Annotated in this window: 12 protein-coding genes; all 12 read right to left on the minus strand. The window is 63.7% G+C overall.

From position 1 onward, the window contains the following. Positions 1–24: 24 nt before the first annotated feature. The 12 genes from VLU25_01490 to VLU25_01545 all read right to left on the minus strand — a co-directional run bounded on the left by VLU25_01490 (position 25) and on the right by VLU25_01545 (position 16,635). The gene (locus VLU25_01490) at positions 25–3,342 is read right to left on the minus strand and encodes a CHAT domain-containing protein (protein ID HSR66588.1); all 3,318 of its coding nucleotides are present in this window, start codon (positions 3,340–3,342) and stop codon (positions 25–27) included. Between the two features lie 106 nt (positions 3,343–3,448). Next, positions 3,449–5,023 (minus strand): MBOAT family O-acyltransferase, encoded by a 1,575-nt coding sequence (locus VLU25_01495; GenBank protein ID HSR66589.1) that lies wholly within the window; start codon positions 5,021–5,023, stop codon positions 3,449–3,451. Next, complete coding sequence (locus VLU25_01500) at positions 5,020–6,300, minus strand: GDSL-type esterase/lipase family protein (protein ID HSR66590.1); 1,281 nt, start codon at positions 6,298–6,300, stop codon at positions 5,020–5,022. The genes VLU25_01495 and VLU25_01500 overlap by 4 nt, the downstream gene beginning before the upstream one ends. Next, the gene (locus VLU25_01505) at positions 6,254–7,855 is read right to left on the minus strand and encodes a GDSL-type esterase/lipase family protein (protein ID HSR66591.1); all 1,602 of its coding nucleotides are present in this window, start codon (positions 7,853–7,855) and stop codon (positions 6,254–6,256) included. The genes VLU25_01500 and VLU25_01505 overlap by 47 nt, the downstream gene beginning before the upstream one ends. Positions 7,856–8,020: 165 nt before the next feature. Further along, entirely contained in the window at positions 8,021–9,205 is a 1,185-nt protein-coding gene (locus VLU25_01510) for a LysM peptidoglycan-binding domain-containing protein (GenBank protein ID HSR66592.1), read from the minus strand. Positions 9,206–9,459: 254 nt separating this feature from the next. Beyond that, positions 9,460–10,284 carry a fumarylacetoacetate hydrolase family protein gene (locus VLU25_01515; GenBank protein HSR66593.1) on the minus strand — a complete coding sequence of 275 codons (825 nt, stop codon included), beginning with the start codon at positions 10,282–10,284 and terminating at the stop codon, positions 9,460–9,462. A 60-nt stretch (positions 10,285–10,344) separates the two neighbouring features. After that, entirely contained in the window at positions 10,345–11,103 is a 759-nt protein-coding gene (locus tag VLU25_01520) for a glucose 1-dehydrogenase (GenBank protein ID HSR66594.1), read from the minus strand. Then, entirely contained in the window at positions 11,100–11,783 is a 684-nt protein-coding gene (locus VLU25_01525; protein HSR66595.1) for an LUD domain-containing protein, read from the minus strand. Before VLU25_01525 ends, VLU25_01520 begins: the two co-directional genes overlap by 4 nt. After that, positions 11,780–13,144: a LutB/LldF family L-lactate oxidation iron-sulfur protein gene (locus tag VLU25_01530; protein HSR66596.1), complete on the minus strand. Its 1,365-nt coding sequence runs from the start codon at positions 13,142–13,144 to the stop codon at positions 11,780–11,782. The genes VLU25_01525 and VLU25_01530 overlap by 4 nt, the downstream gene beginning before the upstream one ends. Further along, positions 13,137–13,871, minus strand: coding sequence for a (Fe-S)-binding protein (locus tag VLU25_01535; GenBank protein ID HSR66597.1), 735 nt, complete (start codon positions 13,869–13,871; stop codon positions 13,137–13,139). The genes VLU25_01530 and VLU25_01535 overlap by 8 nt, the downstream gene beginning before the upstream one ends. A gap of 101 nt (positions 13,872–13,972) precedes the next feature. Next, positions 13,973–15,151, minus strand: coding sequence for a TIM barrel protein (locus tag VLU25_01540; GenBank protein ID HSR66598.1), 1,179 nt, complete (start codon positions 15,149–15,151; stop codon positions 13,973–13,975). A 2-nt stretch (positions 15,152–15,153) separates the two neighbouring features. Next, on the minus strand, positions 15,154–16,635 hold the full coding sequence (locus VLU25_01545) for an FGGY-family carbohydrate kinase (protein HSR66599.1): 1,482 nt from the start codon (positions 16,633–16,635) through the stop codon (positions 15,154–15,156).

Genomic DNA, 16,635 nt, shown 5'->3' on the forward strand with positions numbered 1-16,635 from the left:
TCACAGGAAATGCACCCAGGGGAGCTATCGCCATTCGCCCTGCAGCAAGAATGCCGACCAGAAGTAGGGATTGCGCCAGCGGCGGTCCTGGCGGATCTTCATCTGGGCCTGCTGGAGAGCCGCTGCCGGGGCCAGATTCTCGACCCAAAGCCCCTGGTAGAAGTGACGCATCAACTGGGCCGTGGCACGGTCCTGCACCTGCCACAGACTGGCCACCACCCGGGGGACGCCGGCATACATGAAGGCGCGGGTCAACCCTACCAGCCCCTCCCCGCCGACCATCTTGCCGTCGGCGGTCTGGCATCCGCTCAGGACCACCAGCTCCGTACTCAACTGGAGAGCATAGACGTCCAGCATGCGCAGGAATCCGTCCTGGGGATTTCCTTGGGGCGTGAACTGGGAAAGCACCAGACCCGACAATTCCGGTCGTTGGTCGTCGATCCATCCATGAGTGGCGAAGTGCAGAACCCGGCAATCCCTGAGTGAGGGGCTCTGCAAAGCCTTCAGTCCGGCGTCGAAACCGGTCAGCAGCCTGACCCGCTCCTGCGGCACCAGGGAGGCGATAGCCTCAGCCTCGCCGCGAGAAGCATGGAGGCGTTGAAAACCTCCTTCCTGGGGACGCTCCGCCTCAGAGGACGGCATGACCCTAAGCCGTTCGTCCCAAGCCTGCAAGACCGGATCGGCCAGGATAGCCGCACGGCAGGCGTCTGCAGCCGGCTCCGAGACGGGGGCCGGGCTCGAACCCGCGGGAGACAGGACGTCTCTCTGCACGGCCAAGGCCGAGGCTGAAGGCAAGTGGACGATCTCGTGCTCGTCGAGCAGACGATTATGGGGCGCACGGGGAGAGAAAAGCGCGGCGAAGGGGATATAATGCAGAGCCCCGTCGGAGACGATGACCAGGCGCTGCCCGGGCTGCACCACATCGGCCAGCGGCTCCAGCAGGAGGCGGCTGAGTCGCCTGACGGCCTCATCCTGCTGCTCCTGCCCGCCCGGGTCGAAACGCCGCAGCCGCTGGAAGACCTGGTGGGCGGCCTCTTCGATCTGTGACCCCGGCGCCAGACCGAAGCTGAGGATCTGGCTTCTTGACACCGACCACGCATGGCTGGGGCCTTGAGCGGACAGCGAGTATTCCAGCAGCAGGGTGTCCTCGTCGAGCAGGGCTTGGATCTCGCGGGCTTGCAGAGAGGTGGGGCGCGTCAGTTCTGCGTAGCGCGGAGCCCGCCGCCGAATCCGGGCTTCCAGGTTATCGATCTCGGCCAGAATCAGGGAGAGTTCGGATTCCAGTCCGGCGGCGGCTTCTTCGTCGCCCCGGCTCTCGGCCCTCAACTGGGCCGCCGCCTTGTAGTTGAGGTCGCGCCTCAGTTCTTCGCGGCGCCGCAATACCTGGTCGCTTACTCCTTGGGCGAGCTGGCTCTGGGCCTCGCGCAGGTACTCCACCAGCGCCCTGGTTCGTCCTCTCTCGCTGAGTTCGAGGGCGCGCCGGTCGTATCCAGCCGAGGGGTCTTCCTGATGGCGGCCCATCAGCAGCCCTATTTTGATTTGGTAGGCCTCTCGTTGAGTCGCCAGATAAGAGGCTCTGCGCTCGGGACTGCTGATGCGTTCGCGCAACGACTCGATGATGGATATGGCCTCGTCAGCGGAACTCTCGGCGTGGCCAGGACGCCCGGCCTCCAGCTCGATTTTGGCCGCGCCCAGATGAATGTCGGCCCGGCAGGGCCGCACCGAACCGCATAGTTGCAGTGCCGTCCGCAGGTTTTGCCGCGCCTCTTCGACACCTCCGCGCCGGGCCTGCAGCCTGGCGAGGTGACTGCGGGCGGCCGCCTCCTGCAATGGACGCTTGAGGTCCTGGGCGGCCTGCAGGCTTTCCCGAAAGGAGCGCTCGGCCTCCTCCAGGTTCCCCAACTCCATCTGGGCGTCCCCCGTCAGGCGCAGGGCCGACACGGTCCCCAGCGGATACTTGAGTTCCCGGTAGAGATCAAGAGCCTGTTGCAGATTGGGCAGGGAGTCCTCCATCTCTCCCTGAGCCTGCTGGGCTCCCGCCAGGTTGACCAGAGTGTGACCTTCCCCGCGGCGGTCCCCGACCTGGCGGCGCAACGGAAGCGCCTGTTCGAAGTAGTCGCGGGCCCTATCGACTTCGCCCAATTCCATGTAGGCGCGGCCGAGGCTAGTTAGCGTGCGGGCCAGCCACACCAGTTCCTTGCGGCCGCGGAAGATCTCCAGGGCTTGCTCGTAGAGCAGAAGGGCTTCCTGCACTTCGCCCATGCGGCGCAATAGGACGGCCTGGTTCTGCAAGGTATGGGCGACGTTGAGAGGGCGATCGCCCTGCTCGTAGATCTCCAGCGCCTGCTGATAGTGGTGCTGAGCCTGCTCCGGATCGCCCAACAAGTCGGCCACCCGGGCCAGGTTGGTGTGCTCGATGCCTTGAAGCCAGGCCAAACGGTTCTCCCGGCCCAATTGCAGGGCCCGCTCATAACAGGCGCGGGCCTTCAGCAGGTCTCCCTGCGATTGCACCGTCAGACACCAGTTGGCGATGGCCGCGCTCAGACCGACTCCGTCGTTCGATTGGGTGAAGATCTCCTCGGCCCGCGCCAGATGATGACGGGCCGCATCCTGCTGTCCCAGGCCGAAGTTGATCAGGCCCAGCGAATTGTGCGCCATGCCCTGCAGTGAAAGATCGCCGAGCGCCTCTCCCAGGGATAGCGCCCGGGCATAGTCCTGCAGCGATTCCTTCCGCTGACCCAGGTTGTTCTTGGCTGAGCCGCGCTGGTAAAGCGCGTCGGCCAGCCGCTTGTCGTCGCCCGCTTCCTCAAAGGCCTGTACGGCCTCCTCAAGCGCTGGCAGCGCTTGAGGACGACCGTCGTCCTGGTCCAGGCGGGCCGCCTTCATCAGCGCTTGCTCGCCCTTGATCCTGTCCGCCGGGACGTCGGCCAGCGACTCGGCCTGCAGCGTGAAACGGCAGGGGGGCTGAGTGGGTTCGAGCAGCACGTCCAGCCGGGCCGAACGGGACTCGCGGGCGGCCAGGACAATCAGCTCGCGTCCTCGAAAGTGATTGGAGGCATCGAAAAGCGCCGGCTGCTCGTCTGCCAGATGGAGGCGCAACTTGAGGTCGCATCCGTCCTGCTCGACCCATACCAGGACGGCCGCCGCGGAATCCGCCCGCAGAGCCACCGAGTACTCGCCGCCGGGTTGCAGCGACACCTCCCGTGACTGGCCGGCAGCCAACGCTTCTTCTTGTGCCGGGAGAAAATGGATGGCGGCAGCACTGGAAGAAATGGCAGTGGCGTTCAGGACCGTAATCAGGCACAGGACGAGGTACAAAACCCATTGTCTAAACAAATACATGCTCTCCCCTTGTTGCCGGGGTCCATCTTAAGACAAGTCGAAATATCTGTACACTGCCAAATAGGTGTGACGGCTTCCGCGAACAGAACCGACCCTGAACCCGGGATCAGAATTGAAAGTAGATGAAGGGCTGGATCTGGGCCGACTTGGCCTGATGGAGGAGAAGCAGGGCCGCCGCCAGCACCACGGCCTTGGCCGGCTCGGGGAGGGCGATGAAGGCCAGCCGGTAGCGCTCTTTCCATTGCCAGGGCATCCAGTGGAAGAGGAATCCCAAGGCAACCAGCGCCAACGGTCTGGGATAGGAAGCGACCACTTCCAGGGCCAGATCGAGGCGGAAGTTGGAGGCCATCTGGGCCATCATGGTGTGGGCCGCCTGCAAGGAGGGGGCACGGAAATAGATCCAACAGAAACACACGAAATGAAAGGTGACGAATCCGGCCGCCAAGCGGGTCCAGCGGGTACTGCGCCACGTCCAGCGAGGAAGAGGAAGGCTGCCGTAGGGAACGGGCTGGTTCTCGCCCCGGCTCATTCGCCGGCGCAGCGACATCCATAGTTTGTGGGCCCCCAGCGCCAGCCCGTGCAGTCCGCCCCAGAGCACGAATTTGAGATCGGCGCCGTGCCACAAGCCGCCCAGCAGCATGGTGATCATCAGGTTGACGCGGGTGCGCATGCGTCCTTTGCGGTTGCCTCCCAGCGGAATGTAGAGATAGTCGCGAAGCCAACTGGAAAGCGAGATGTGCCAGCGCCTCCAGAAAGCGGTGATGTCGAGAGCCTTGTAGGGCGAGTTGAAGTTGAGTGGCAGCCTGAAACCCATCAGCAGGGCCAGTCCTATGGCGATGTCGCTGTAGCCTGAAAAATCGCAGTAGATCTGGATGGCGTAGCCGTAGACTGCCAGCAGGTTTTCGAAGCCCGAGTACTTGGTGGGCTCGGCGAAAACCCGGTCCACGAAGTTGATGGAGATGTAATCAGAGATGAGGATTTTCTTGGTCAAGCCGTTGAGAATGAGAAAAAAGGCCTGTCCCATCTCCTGGCGCGAGAGAGTGAAACGCTGGCGGATCTGGGGGACGAAATCGGCGGCCCTGACGATGGGTCCCGCCACCAACTGGGGAAAGTAGGAGACGTAGAAGGCGAAATCGATGATGCTGTTCACCGGGCGTACTTTGCCCCGGTAGATGTCGACGGTGTAGGAGATGGTCTGAAAGGTGTAGAAGGAAATGCCGACGGGCAGGACGATTTCGTAGATGTCGAATTGGGTCCCCGTCAGGGCGTTGGAGAGCACGGCCAGGAAGTTGGTGGCCTGCAAGTCGGACCCGGTCAGCCGGTTGAAAAGGTCGGAGAAAAAGAAGGTGTACTTGAAGTAACCCAGCAAACCCAGGTTGACCGTGACGCTGGCCGCCACAAACAGCCTGCGGCGGATCTCCCTTCGGGCCGCATAGATTCTGTGGCCCAGATAATAGTCGGCCAGTGTCGAGAAGATGAGCAGGGTGAAGTAATAGCCTCCGGCTTTGTAGTAGAGGAAGAGGCTTATGGCTGCCAGGTAGGCGCTGCGCAGACGGAGTTGATTGTAGATGCGCAGGAAGAATCCGTAGAAGATGGTGAAGAAAGCCCAGAAGAGCAGGTGGGTGTAGAGCAGCGGACGGTCGGCGTGGTAGAGAAAGACGTCCTGAAGCCACTCGATCATCGCCTGGAGCCCGCCTCCTGGGTGTGGGCCTGGTAAGCACGCTGCAGGGCTTGAAAGAGCAACTCACCCTGAAGCTGGTAGCCCTGCTTGCTCAGATGCACTTTGTCGTAGCTCGAGAGTCCCTGTCTCTGCCACTGACGAATGGAATACAGCCCTCCCATCACGTCGAAAAAGTCCCACACCGCAGTATCGGAAATCTGGGCCGCCCGCAGGACGCTTTTGCGGGCCTCGAGATTGTTGCGGTTGGGGACTCGGTTACGGCGCCGGAGGCGGCGGTAGTTGTCGCCTGGAGTGGTCAGCAGCAGGGAAGCTTGGGGGACGGCCTGACGGATGCGGCTGATCAGGCTTTCCATGTTGCCCAAGAAGAGCGCCTGATCGAATTGTCCGCCGATGGCGTCATTGGTGCCCAGGGAGACGATGACCAAATCGGGCGCCAATATCTCCAGGTGCTCCTCCAAGAGGACGCAGCGCAGGAAGGACTCGGCGTCGGCTCCGTTGACGCCCATGGCGTGGTAGAGCAGGCCGGGATAGGGATTCTCGAGGCTGAGTCCATGCAGCGTGAATGAAGTCTGGCGGGCCTCGGTGCGCCGCAGCTCCAGCGTCAGACGGCGCCGCTCGTCCGGAAGGCGAAACAGGGTCACGCCCGCTTGACGGTCCTCGCTGCGGACCACTTCCTCGGACTCGCCCAGGTCGACCTGGAAGGAGTCCTCTCCGGGAGCGTGAAACACCCGCACCAGCGTGAATCCGTAGGAGAAGGGCAGATCGTCCTTCATTTCCAGGGTGATGGAGGCTGAAGGCGCGTCGGTGCTGACCGAAATCCCGGAAACTCCCAGGTCGCAGACAGCTTCCTTGTCGATGTTGCGGCAGCGTCTCCATCGTCCCCGGTAGCTGACGGAGTAGTCTTCGGGACCATTGGTGCGGGCTACCCGGTAGGGAAAGATCCAGCCCCGTCCGACCGGGGCCGAGGTGAACTCCTGCAGCAAGGTCCTGAGGCGTCCGGAAAAATAGTCGGCCTGGATATGGGAATCACCCAGGTGGACGACCCGCACCTGCCTCTGGCCTCGCAGAAAGAGTTGGTCGAGAGCCGTGAAAAAGTGGCTCAGCGGTGCGCTGTCGCCGTCGGGATAGATGATGAGGTTGCGCTCCTGGCGCACGAAGTCCGGAGCCCCGCCGTTCTGGGCCAAGCCCGCCGTCCACAAACAGACGATCCACAGCGGCAGCCAGAGCAGCTTATTCCGCGCTTCGGCTCTTCTGCGGGGCGGCGATCTCTTCTTCATGGGGCTCGTCCTCAGGAAGGACCTCTTTCTGACCGGCCAAAAGCGCATTGTAGAGCATGCGTGCGACGATGCGGGCGCCTCGGGGATTGAAGTGAGTGTAGTCGGAAGTGGCCAGCTCGGCCTTGACCCAGGAGGGCATGGAATTGCGTCCACCCATGGCTTCGTGGAGGTCCCAAAAGGCGCATCCGCTGGCCAGTGCCGCGCTTCTCTGGGCGTCGCGGATTCCCTCCACGTTGGAGCGGGTCCGGTAATAGCCCGCCTCGTCCTTCTGCGACATGTCGGAGATGCCGATCACCAGCACGGCGGCCTTGGGATAGGCTTGCCTGAGCAGCGTCAGGCTGGTTTCCAGGTTGCGCCGGTAGAATTCGTAGTTGTCTTCGAGGTAGGGCACCACGTTGACGCCGAACTGCCAGATGATGAGGCGGACGTTGAGACTGTTCATCTGGGAGGCGATCGATTCCCTGCTCCAGCGATGCACGAAGATGCCCGAGGAGCCCCGCAGCGGCACATTGTCCACGGCCACGCCCTGAGGGCAATCCAGGGCCATGCCGTAGAGGTCCGGACTGGGCCCGGAGAGGAAGTGCAAGGTGAACTCCTCCAGCGGCGGCTCCAAGTCGGGCCGATAAATGCGGGGCGAACGGGCAGGCTCCAGCCTGCCGCGCTGCATCTCTTGTCCCGCTTCCCAGAGTATGGGGACGGGCTGCTCGACGTCTCCCGTCAGCAACCGCACCTCTTCGAAGCGTTGGGCCGTGGGGAGTGCCAGCTTGGAGCGCCGCACCGTGACCGAAGCGCGCAGTTCCTCCGGCGGCATTTGAGCTTCTACCGGAGCCGGCTCCTGCTGGACCGGGTGAGAGTCTTCCGAGCCGGTTTCGGCCGGTGCAGGCTGGGGATAGGGCTGATAGCGGTAAATGGCGCCCATGATTCCGAAACGGTCGTGAGGGATCGACTCATCGAGTCGTCCGAAAGGCACGTAGTAGTGCCAGTCGCCTTCCGCTTCCTGCTCCACAGAAATGCGGACGGGCATGGGATCGTAGATGGGAATCAGACCCACTCCGCACCCGCCGAAGCGCTCCTGCAGCCGCTGGCGCAGATAATCGCTGATGCGGTCGCCTTCGATTTGCGAGTCGCCGTAATGCACAACCCGCACGACTTCCTGCCCGCTTTCCTCGACCAGGGCCCGGAAGAAAGGCTCAAGGGATTGGGCATTCTCGATGGTGCGCAGGATCTGGGCGATCTCATCGGCCCCCTTGCCCTCGACGCGCGAGGGCCGGGGCCGCGTCATCTCAGTTTTCGAGGGCGGCTCTTCGCCCCCCGGGCCTTTCTCGCTCGACTGAGGCAACCCAGTCGTCTCCTCAAGTTCCTGGGAATGAGCCGCCAGGATGTGGCCGATGTCGGCGTAGTCCGGCTCGCCCTCGCCTTTCAACTGCTCCACGGAGATGAACCTGAGCGTCAGGTCCTGAGTGATCTGCAGCCGTCCGGAAGGGACCAGGAGAATGAAGAGCAGCAGCAGTACGGCAACCGTGAACAAGACCGAGAAGACGCGAAAGGGACGCACCAGTGGCCCCTTCTCTTCGGCCTCGGACGGGCTCGGTTTCGCTGCAATGGGATCTCGGCTGCTCAAAGACAGGCTCTCCTCGCTCCGACACGCACCCTATTTAGTGTACCGATTAATTGAGACTCCGGTCAGGACCAAAAGTTCACGTTGAGCTATGCAAGAGAGCTATTGCAGACGTAAACGCATGCCGGGGCGCAGGCTGCGGGGGTGGACTTCGGGGTTGAGGCCCTCCAGGCGGCCCACCGAAACGCCCGTGCGGCGGCTGATGGCCCACAGCGTGTCCCCCCTTCGCACCGTGTAGTACTCACCTCCGGGTCGGGAGGGAGGAGGCGGAGCGTGCAACACCAACTCCTGTCCCGGATAGATGAGGTCTCCCCGCAGGCCGTTCCAGGACCGAAGTTGGCTCACGGTGACGTCGTAGCGGCTGGCGATTCTTCCCAGGTTGTCCCCCCGACGCACCACGTAAAGGCTGGTGGTCTCCAGATCGTCGTAGGCCAAAGCTTGAGAAACCGTGGCCGTGGCAACAACCTGTCTCTCCTGCTCTAAAGGCGCCAGGGCTGTCAATCCCGGCAGGGCCTTCTCAAAGGACTCCTGCAAGGCGGCGTCCAGCCACAGATCGTCTTCTCCCTCAGCCGCCGCCAAGCCGTTCAGGAAATGCGGATTCCAGGCCTTCAAAAGGTCAGATGAAACGCCCAACGGCGCCGACAGGCGATCGAGGTCGAGAGCTGTCTCAAGATCGATCCAGACCATTGAGTCAGGTAGCTGAACGCGAGCTGGAATCAGCTCTTCGTCTTTATGAAACATCGACAGGTAAACGCCTGCCACAAAAGCAGAAACCAATCCACGAGCCTGCACCGGCAGGTGGACGCGCATCTGCTCGTAGCCGGCCTGCGGACCGGCTTTGATCATGGCACTGCGCACCACCGCCGGTCCCGCGCCGTGAGCGGCCAAAGCCAAACGCCAGTCGGCGAAAGCCTCGTGGAGATCCTTGAGGCGGCGCGCGGCGGCCCGCGACGACAGTTTGGGATGCCGTCTTTGATCGACCTGCTCATTCACCTGCAAACCATAGAGGCGTGCGGTCGGAGCGTCGAAACCCCACAGTCCAGCCCGTCCCCCGCCTTGGAAATCCGGATCCCAGGCCGAGGCCGCCAGAGGAAGAAACCTCAACTCGCCCGGCACCTCCTCGGCTTCAAGAGCCCGTTCCACTTCAGGCAGAAAGAGCCGGCTGGCGCCCAGCATCCACTGCGTGCGTTCACGCCGGCTCACCAACAGCACCCGCAGCAGGTCCTCTTCGGCGGACGTTATCTGCAAGGGGAACTCCGATTCCACACGGGCAAGCCTCTGATTCATGGAGACTCGCCTGGGAGCCCTCAAATCAGACTGCTGCGATCCCCGCTCCAAAGCCTGTCCGGGCAAGAAAGCTCCCAATTGCGGCAGTGGAGAGTCGAGCCTGTCCAGAAGCCACTTCTCTTCTGCTCGAGCATCCTGCACCCGGGCCTGGCTCTGGACCATGGCCCGGGGCTGCGGGCTAGCGTGGCCTAGGAGCAAGAGCCAAATCACTATGGTGCCTGCGGGCCTCGACATCAGCAGTATTCTATCCTGGATCACTGACCGCCCTTACGGGAGCCGACCCGGCAGGTGTTTTGCAGGCGGCCGATCCCCTCGATTTCGACCTCCATGTGGTCGCCGTCCTCAAGGAAGAGGGGCGGCTCACGAAACATGCCCACTCCGTGAGGCGTGCCGGTGAGGATCAGGTCTCCGGCCTCAAGGGTGAACCAACGGGAGCAAAAAGAGATCAGCTCGGCCACCGGGAAGATCATTTCCGAGGTAGAACTGTCCTGCATGGTCTTGCCGTTGATCCGGCAGCGGATCGACAGGTTTTGGGGCGATGGGATCTCGTCAGCGGTCACCAGCATCGGCCCCAGGGGACAGAAGGTGTCGAGGCTCTTTCCCCGTACCCACTGGCCGTCGGCGAATTGCAGGTCGCGGGCGCTGACGTCATTCGCGGCCGTGTAGCCGAAAACGTGGCCCAGAGCTTCGCCCGGGGAGACGTCGCGGGCCTGGCGCCCGATGAGGACGGCCAGTTCCGCCTCGAAGTCCACTCTTTGGGTCTGCTGCCTGCTCCAGCGCACCGTCTGGCCTGGATTTGCAATCGCGGTGGTGAACTTGGTGAACATCAGCGGACTGTCGGGAATGTCGATCTTCTGTTCGCGGCAATGATCGCGGTAGTTGAGTCCGATGGCCACGATCTTGCCGGGGCGCTGCAGGGGAGCCAGCAAAGAGGCCTTGCGGGCATCAATGCTCTCCTCCAGCCGCGGAGGACGGCCCTGCAGGATCTCTGCCCAAGTCAGAGAAGCCGGATAGAGACGGTCCTCGCGCAGGACGCCGAAGGCCGGTCTTCCATTGTCATCGAAACGTACCCATCTCATGCGATCTTGACTCCTTCCCTCGTTAGCGGATAGCGGGCCGTGGGGCGGATGGGGGCCGCTTCAAAGCGTCATTCCCCCGTCGATGACCAGGGCCTGGCCCGTCATGTAGGCGGAATCGTCCTCGGCCAGATAAAGAGCCAGAGCGGCGATCTCGCCGGGCCGCCCCAAACGGCCCATGGGTTGGCGGGCGATGAAGGCGGCCCGGGCTGCAACCGGGTCCTCCGATTGATCGATGCGTCCCTGCAAGGAGGGCGTGTCGACGGTCCCGGGACAAATGCAGTTGACCCGGATGCCTTTGTCGACCAGGTCGGCGGCCAAGCTCTTGGTGAGTCCCACCACGGCCGCTTTAGAGACCGAATACACGCCCCGTTGAGCCAAACCGAAAGGACCCGCCACGGAAGCCGTGTTGATAATGCTTCCGCTGCCGTTCTCGAGCATCAAGGGGACCACGCCCCGGCAGAGACGGAACATGCTGGCCACGTTGGCCGACAGAGCTTGGGTCCAGTCCTCGTCCGAAGCCTCGTATAGCGGACCTTGGTGAACGACGCCGGCATTGTTGAAGAGGATGTCGGGAGAACCCCAGCGCCGACGGGCTTCGTCAATCACGCGGCCGCACTCCTCGGACAGGGTGAGATCCGCCTGCTGAATGCGGCACTGGCCGCCACCTTCGGGCATCTCCTCGGCCAACTGCTTCAGGCCCTCGAAATCGACATCGACGGCCAACACCTCAGCTCCTTGGGCTGCGAACAGCCGCACGGCGGAGCGTCCGATGCCCGCGGCCGCGCCGGTGATGACGGCCTTCTTGTTTTTCAGTCTCATGGGTCTGTCCTTGGCCCCGACCCGCCTGACTCGTCAGGGGCATCGAAGCGGCAGAGAACGACATGCAGAACGCCGGGGCCGTGCACTCCAGTGCTCAGCGTCAGTTCGATGTCTCCGGTGCGGCTGGGGCCGGAGACCAGGATCAAAGCGCTGTTGCGCGAGGTTTCCGCGGCCTGGTTTGCAAAGAAATCGCTCACATCCCGCACCAGGCCGCTGACTGGAAGGAGGATGATGCTGACGGGCGGGGTCAGCGAGGCCCTGCGGGTTTGCTCGTCGTCAGCGCTGAGGATGAGCGTGGCGGTGGCGGCGGCTCCCCAGGTGGCGGCCGCCAGGCCCAGCTCGGCTTTTTCTTCCTCTTGCAGATCAGGGCCGCCCCCGGCATCCATCACGGCGCAGTCCAGTGAGCCGGCTTGCAGCACCTGCCGCACCAAGGGATGGCGGGAGGCCAGAAGCGACTCCGCCTTTCTTTCTTGGGCCAGCGAGCGCACTACCTCCAACGCCTGGGCCGGCTGCTCGACATCCTTCCAGGTCCCTCCCAGGGCTTCGACGCCTTTGCGGAAAGCCTCCGCCATGTCGTTGACGGGCAGATGGGGAGGCAGGGGTTGGGGCAAGGGCAGATCGGAAGCGGTTGTTTGAAGTCCCTTTCGGATCTTCTCCAGCACCTTTCTCCTGCTGCTCATCGTCTTCCCTCCCCGCCGCCCAGGTTGGGGAGGGCGCGAAAGGCCGCCCAATCGCGCAGCAGCGGCAGCCGTCGCAGCAGAGGAGAGACGCCGGGCAGGCGCTGAGCCAGGCGGGCCGCCGCCAGCAGCAGGCTTTGCAGTCGGCGGTGACGCTGCATGAAGCTCCACAAGGACACGGCGCGCTTGAGGCCCGGCGGCCTGCCTCCTGCGGCTTGGCGGCGCAAGTGCAGCAACTGCTCGGGCAGCGGAATGCGGACCGGACAGACGTCGGCGCAGGCCCCGCACAGCGTGGAAGCGAAAGGCAACTCGTCTGGGCTTTCTCCGCTCAGGAGGAAGGGAGAAATCACCGATCCGATGGGACCTGGATAGACCGAATCGTAGCTGTGCCCTCCGGCCCGCTTGTAGACCGGACAAATGTTGATGCAGGCCGAGCAGCGGATGCAGTACAACGCCTGGCGCATGAGAGGATCGGCCAGCATGCGGCTGCGGCCGTTGTCGAGCAGGATCACGTAGAGATGATCGGGGCCGTCGTCGCGCCCCCGGGGACCCGTGATCAGCGATACATAGCTGCTCATCCTCTGACCGGTGGCGGCCCGCGTCAGGAGCGGAAGAAAAAGCCCCAGATCGGCGAAACGGGGCAGGACTTTCTCGATGCCCATGAGGGCCACGTGCACCCGTGGCAAGGAGGTGCAGAGGCGGGCGTTGCCTTCGTTTTCCACCACCACCAGGGTGCCTGTCTCGGCCACCGCGAAGTTGGCGCCGCTGATTCCCAGTTGGGCCGAGAAGAAATCGCGGCGCAGCTTGCGGCGGGCGATCTGGGTGATCTCCTCCACCTGGTCGGTGTATTGCGTCCGCAGCTTGTCGGCGAAGAGCCGTCCCACGTCCTGCCGCGTCTTGTGGATGATCGGAGCCAGGATGTGGGAAGGTCTCTCCTGGGCCAACTGGGCCACGTACTCTCCCAGGTCGGTCTCTACCGGAGTGACCCCCGCGGCCTCCAAGGCCTGGTTGAGTCCCACCTCCTCGCTGGTCATCGATTTGCTCTTGACAGCCCGGCGGCAATCGTGGCGCCGGGCGATGTCGACCACGGCCGAAGAGGCCTCCGAGGGTGATTCGGCCCATATCACCCGTGCCCCAGCCTCTTGCAGCTTCCCCTCCAGCTCTTGCAGGTAGGAATCGAGGCGCGACAGGGTGTGGGCCTTGATGCGATGAGCGCGCTCCCGCATCTCCTGCCAGTTGGAGAGTTCGTCCTGAGCCGATTCGCGCATCCGTATGAAGGCGCCCGTGAAGTTCTCGAGAGCTCCCCGCAGGCGGGCATCCGAGAGAGCCTCTTTGGATTGGCGGCGGAAAACCGAGTCAGCCATGAGTCTCCTCCCCGCCCGCCAGAATCTCGGCCAGGTGCCTGACGCGCAGCCGCTCCAGGCCCCGCTTTTTGAGAACCCCCTCGATTTGCAGAAGGCATCCGGTGTCGTTGAGTATCAGGGTCTCGGCTCCGCTGGCCTCAAGGTGGCTGATTTTGTCGGCTGCCATGGCCGAGGAAACCTCGGGGTAGAGGACGGAAAAAACGCCTCCGAAGCCGCAGCACTCGTCGTGCTTAGGCAGCGGAACCAATTCCAATCCTTCCACCTTTTCCAGGAGCTGGAGAGGGGCGCTCTTCACGCCCAGATCGCGCAGCAAGTGACAACTGGCGTGGTAGGCGGCGCGCCCGCGGCGGCTGGCCCCCACGTCCTCCGCCTTGAGGACCTCGACCAGGAACTCCGAAAACTCGTAGGTGCGCGAAGCCAGGCCGGAGGCCCTCTGGACGTCCTCTTGCGGCAGGTAGTGGTGCAGGTGATTGCGCACCATGGACGTGCAGGAGCCGGAGGGTATCACCAGGTAGTCGGCCTCGGTCTCGTTGTTGCGCAGCCACAGCCGGCCCACCCGGCGGGCCTCCTGCGGCGACCCGGCACTGTGGGCAGGCTGGCCGCAGCAGCCCCCTTGGTCAATCCGCACGACCTGATGGCCCAGGCGCTGCAGCACCAACTCGGCACAGCGGGCCACGCGGGGACGGAAGTTGCTCACCAGGCAGGTGGGAAAGAGTGCGATCTTCACTTTCCTCCCTCCGCCCTGCCGGTGGGCGCTTCTTGCCGCCCTGTCAAGGTATCTGCGCCTGGAATGGTTTTGTCTTGCACGGCCATCGGCTTCCTATCAACTTACCTGCTGACGCGGGGGTCGTCGAGGGCCTTCTCATCCAGAAGCGGCTGGGAGCAGCCCATGGCTCGGCGGGCCATGCGCAAGAGAGGCTCGACGTCGGTGTTGAAAGCCTCTTTCAGGCACTCCTCAGCCCGCATCACGCTGCACTGCCCGCGGGCCTTCTGGAGACGCTCCCGGTCGACCACCAAGGCCTGCGCCAGATGACGGTGGACGGCATCCACCGATTGCAGCAGCGAACCCGTCTTGGGCTTGATTCCCGAGGACTGGTCAAGGGCGAAGAAGATGTCGCGGCGCAGCCCGGCACGCCATCCGGCCACAATCTCGTTGAAGATGAGAAAGACCTCGTAAGGATTGACGGCGCCGACCGTCAGGTCGTCGTCGGCGTACTTGCGATTGTTGAAATGAAAACCTCCCAGGCGGTTGTCGTCATGCAGGAAAGCCACGATGTGCTCGATGTTGACTCCTTGGGCGTGGTGTCCCAGATCGACCAGCACGCGGGCCTTTTCACCCAGCTTGCGGCAAAACCAGTCAGCCATGCCCCAATCGCAGAGGTCGGTGTGATAGAAGGCGGGCTCGAAGAGCTTGTACTCGATCAGCATCTGCATGCCGCCCAGCGAGGCGTAGATCTCCTGCAAGGAATCCAGAAGCCGTTTCTTGCGATCCCGGAAGTCGGCCTGTCCTGGATAGTCGGAGCCGTCGGGCAGCCACAGGCTCAGCACCGATGCCCCGGCGCGGCGCCCGGCGTCCATGGCCCGCAGCACCAAATCGACGGCCTTTTTGCGGATGTTCTCCCCCGAGTGGGTCAGACTGCCCAGCATGAAATCGGGGTCCTGAAAGAGCGCCGGCGTGACGCTGGCGATCGAGAGCCCGCGCTGACGCGCGTAGGAGCCCAGTTCCTCGGGATGGGCGCCTTGGTAGTCCCAGGGATGAATGGTGGCCATACGGTCGGCGATGCCGGTGCGCTCCCTGAGTTGAGCCAGCCCGTCGATTCTTCCCTTCAGGTCGGCGGGAATCCCGGGCTGCTGAAAGACGGCGAAGCGGGTGCCGGTATCCATGAATCCCCAGGAAGGGATCTCGAGGCGAAAGTCCTGCAGTTGCTGGAGCACGCTTTGCGTGTCGATTCCGCGGGCCTGCAGCTTTTCCTCCAACAGCGCTTCTTCTCTCCGGTGCAGGTTCATGCTCAATCTCCCAGTTGCCTGATGAGGCCGTAGAGCTTGCGGTAGCGTTGCATCTGAGCGGCGTAGAACTCATGCCTGCCCGGGTCGGGCTCAACCACCCTCTCGACTCCCACCAGTTGGGCGGCCGCGGCCGCCAGGTCGTCATAGATTCCGGCTCCCGCCCCGGCCAGGAGGGCAGCTCCCAGGGCGGCGCCCTCGGTTACCTGGGGGATCTCGATGGCCCGGCCCAGGACGTCGGCCCTGATCTGCAAGGCCTGGGGCGAGCGGGTTCCACCGCCTACGGCCCGGGGGCGGGAGGGGTCGAGTCCGGCCTCTGCGATCAGTTGCAGATTCAAGGTCATCTCACAAGCCAATCCCTCGATCAGGGCCTTGACGATCTCCGAGCGCCCGGTCTCGAGGCTCAAGCCGATGATGGATCCTCGGGGCCTATCGTCGAACCAGGGAGTCCCGCTCATGGTGAAGTAGGGCAGCACCAGCAGTGATGTGGGCTCCTGGGGCAGATCGGCCAGCATTTGCTGGTAGGAGTGTCCCTGATCGTCGCCTTCATCGGGGAAGAAACGGTCGCGAAACCAGCGCAGCAGCACTCCCCCGGTGAAATTGAAGGCGGCGGTGACGCGCTTGGAAGGTACGACGTGAGGGTAGCAGGGGAAACCCCGCCTTCCCAGCCCCGTCTGGAACTGATCGCTGACGGGGATGAAGGCCTCCACGGTGCCCAAGCCGCACAAGACCTGTCCCGCTTCCACTACGCCCGCTCCCAGGGCGGCGCAGCATTGATCGTGGCCGCCCGAGACCACCAAGGTGTCCTCGGGCAGACCGGTCAGTTCCCCGCCCTTTCTTCCCAGCCGGCCCAACACGCTGCCTGAGGCGGCTACGGAGGGCAGGGTCCGGGGGTCGAGGTGGAGGGCCTCGAGGACTTCCTCGGACCACTCTCCGCGACGCTGGTGATAGCCTCCCGTCCGGGCCGCCATGGAAGGGTCGAGGGAGGGGGGCAGACCCAGCCGCTGCAGTACGAAGTCGGGAAAGCAGAGGAACTGGCGGGCTTTGGAGAAGAGCTCGGGGTCGTTGTCCTTCCACCAGGCGATCTTGGCCACCGTGACCATGGAGTGCAGGTTGACCCCGGTGATGTCGAAGAAGCGGTCGTCCCCGATGCGCTCGCGCAGGCGCCGGGTTTGCTGCCGGGCTCGCGAATCGAAGGTGACGATGCTGTTGGCCAAGGGTTGTCCGCCCTGGTCGAGTGGAATCACGGCTTCGCCCTGGGAGGAGAAGGCCATGGCCCGGGGCGGAGAATTGCGCGTCTTCTGGGCCACTGTGCCCAGGCAGTAGAGGACGGCTTGCCAGACCTCTTCGGGATCGAGTTCGGCCCGGCCGGGCGCAGGACTGTGCAGCGGATACTCCCGGTAGGCATAGGCCAGCGGCTTGCCCTGTTGGTCGAAGGCGGCAGCCTTGCACCCCGAGGTTCCGATGTCGAGTCCCAATAAGCTCAT

The organism is Acidobacteriota bacterium, assembly GCA_035471785.1.
Taxonomy (GTDB): domain Bacteria; phylum Acidobacteriota; class UBA6911; order RPQK01; family DATIPO01; genus JANQFM01.

Excerpts from the sequence above, each read along its gene's own strand:
- VLU25_01490 (HSR66588.1), bottom strand. The coding sequence starts at position 3,342 with ATGTATTTGTTTAGACAATGGGTTTTGTACCTCGTCCTGTGCCTGATT.
- VLU25_01495 (HSR66589.1), bottom strand. The coding sequence starts at position 5,023 with ATGATCGAGTGGCTTCAGGACGTCTTTCTCTACCACGCCGACCGTCCG.
- VLU25_01500 (HSR66590.1), bottom strand. The coding sequence starts at position 6,300 with ATGAAGAAGAGATCGCCGCCCCGCAGAAGAGCCGAAGCGCGGAATAAG.
- VLU25_01510 (HSR66592.1), bottom strand. The coding sequence starts at position 9,205 with ATGAATCAGAGGCTTGCCCGTGTGGAATCGGAGTTCCCCTTGCAGATA.
- VLU25_01515 (HSR66593.1), bottom strand. The coding sequence starts at position 10,284 with ATGAGATGGGTACGTTTCGATGACAATGGAAGACCGGCCTTCGGCGTC.
- VLU25_01520 (HSR66594.1), bottom strand. The coding sequence starts at position 11,103 with ATGAGACTGAAAAACAAGAAGGCCGTCATCACCGGCGCGGCCGCGGGC.
- VLU25_01525 (HSR66595.1), bottom strand. The coding sequence starts at position 11,783 with ATGAGCAGCAGGAGAAAGGTGCTGGAGAAGATCCGAAAGGGACTTCAA.
- VLU25_01530 (HSR66596.1), bottom strand. The coding sequence starts at position 13,144 with ATGGCTGACTCGGTTTTCCGCCGCCAATCCAAAGAGGCTCTCTCGGAT.
- VLU25_01540 (HSR66598.1), bottom strand. The coding sequence starts at position 15,151 with ATGAACCTGCACCGGAGAGAAGAAGCGCTGTTGGAGGAAAAGCTGCAG.
- VLU25_01545 (HSR66599.1), bottom strand. The coding sequence starts at position 16,635 with ATGAGCTTATTGGGACTCGACATCGGAACCTCGGGGTGCAAGGCTGCC.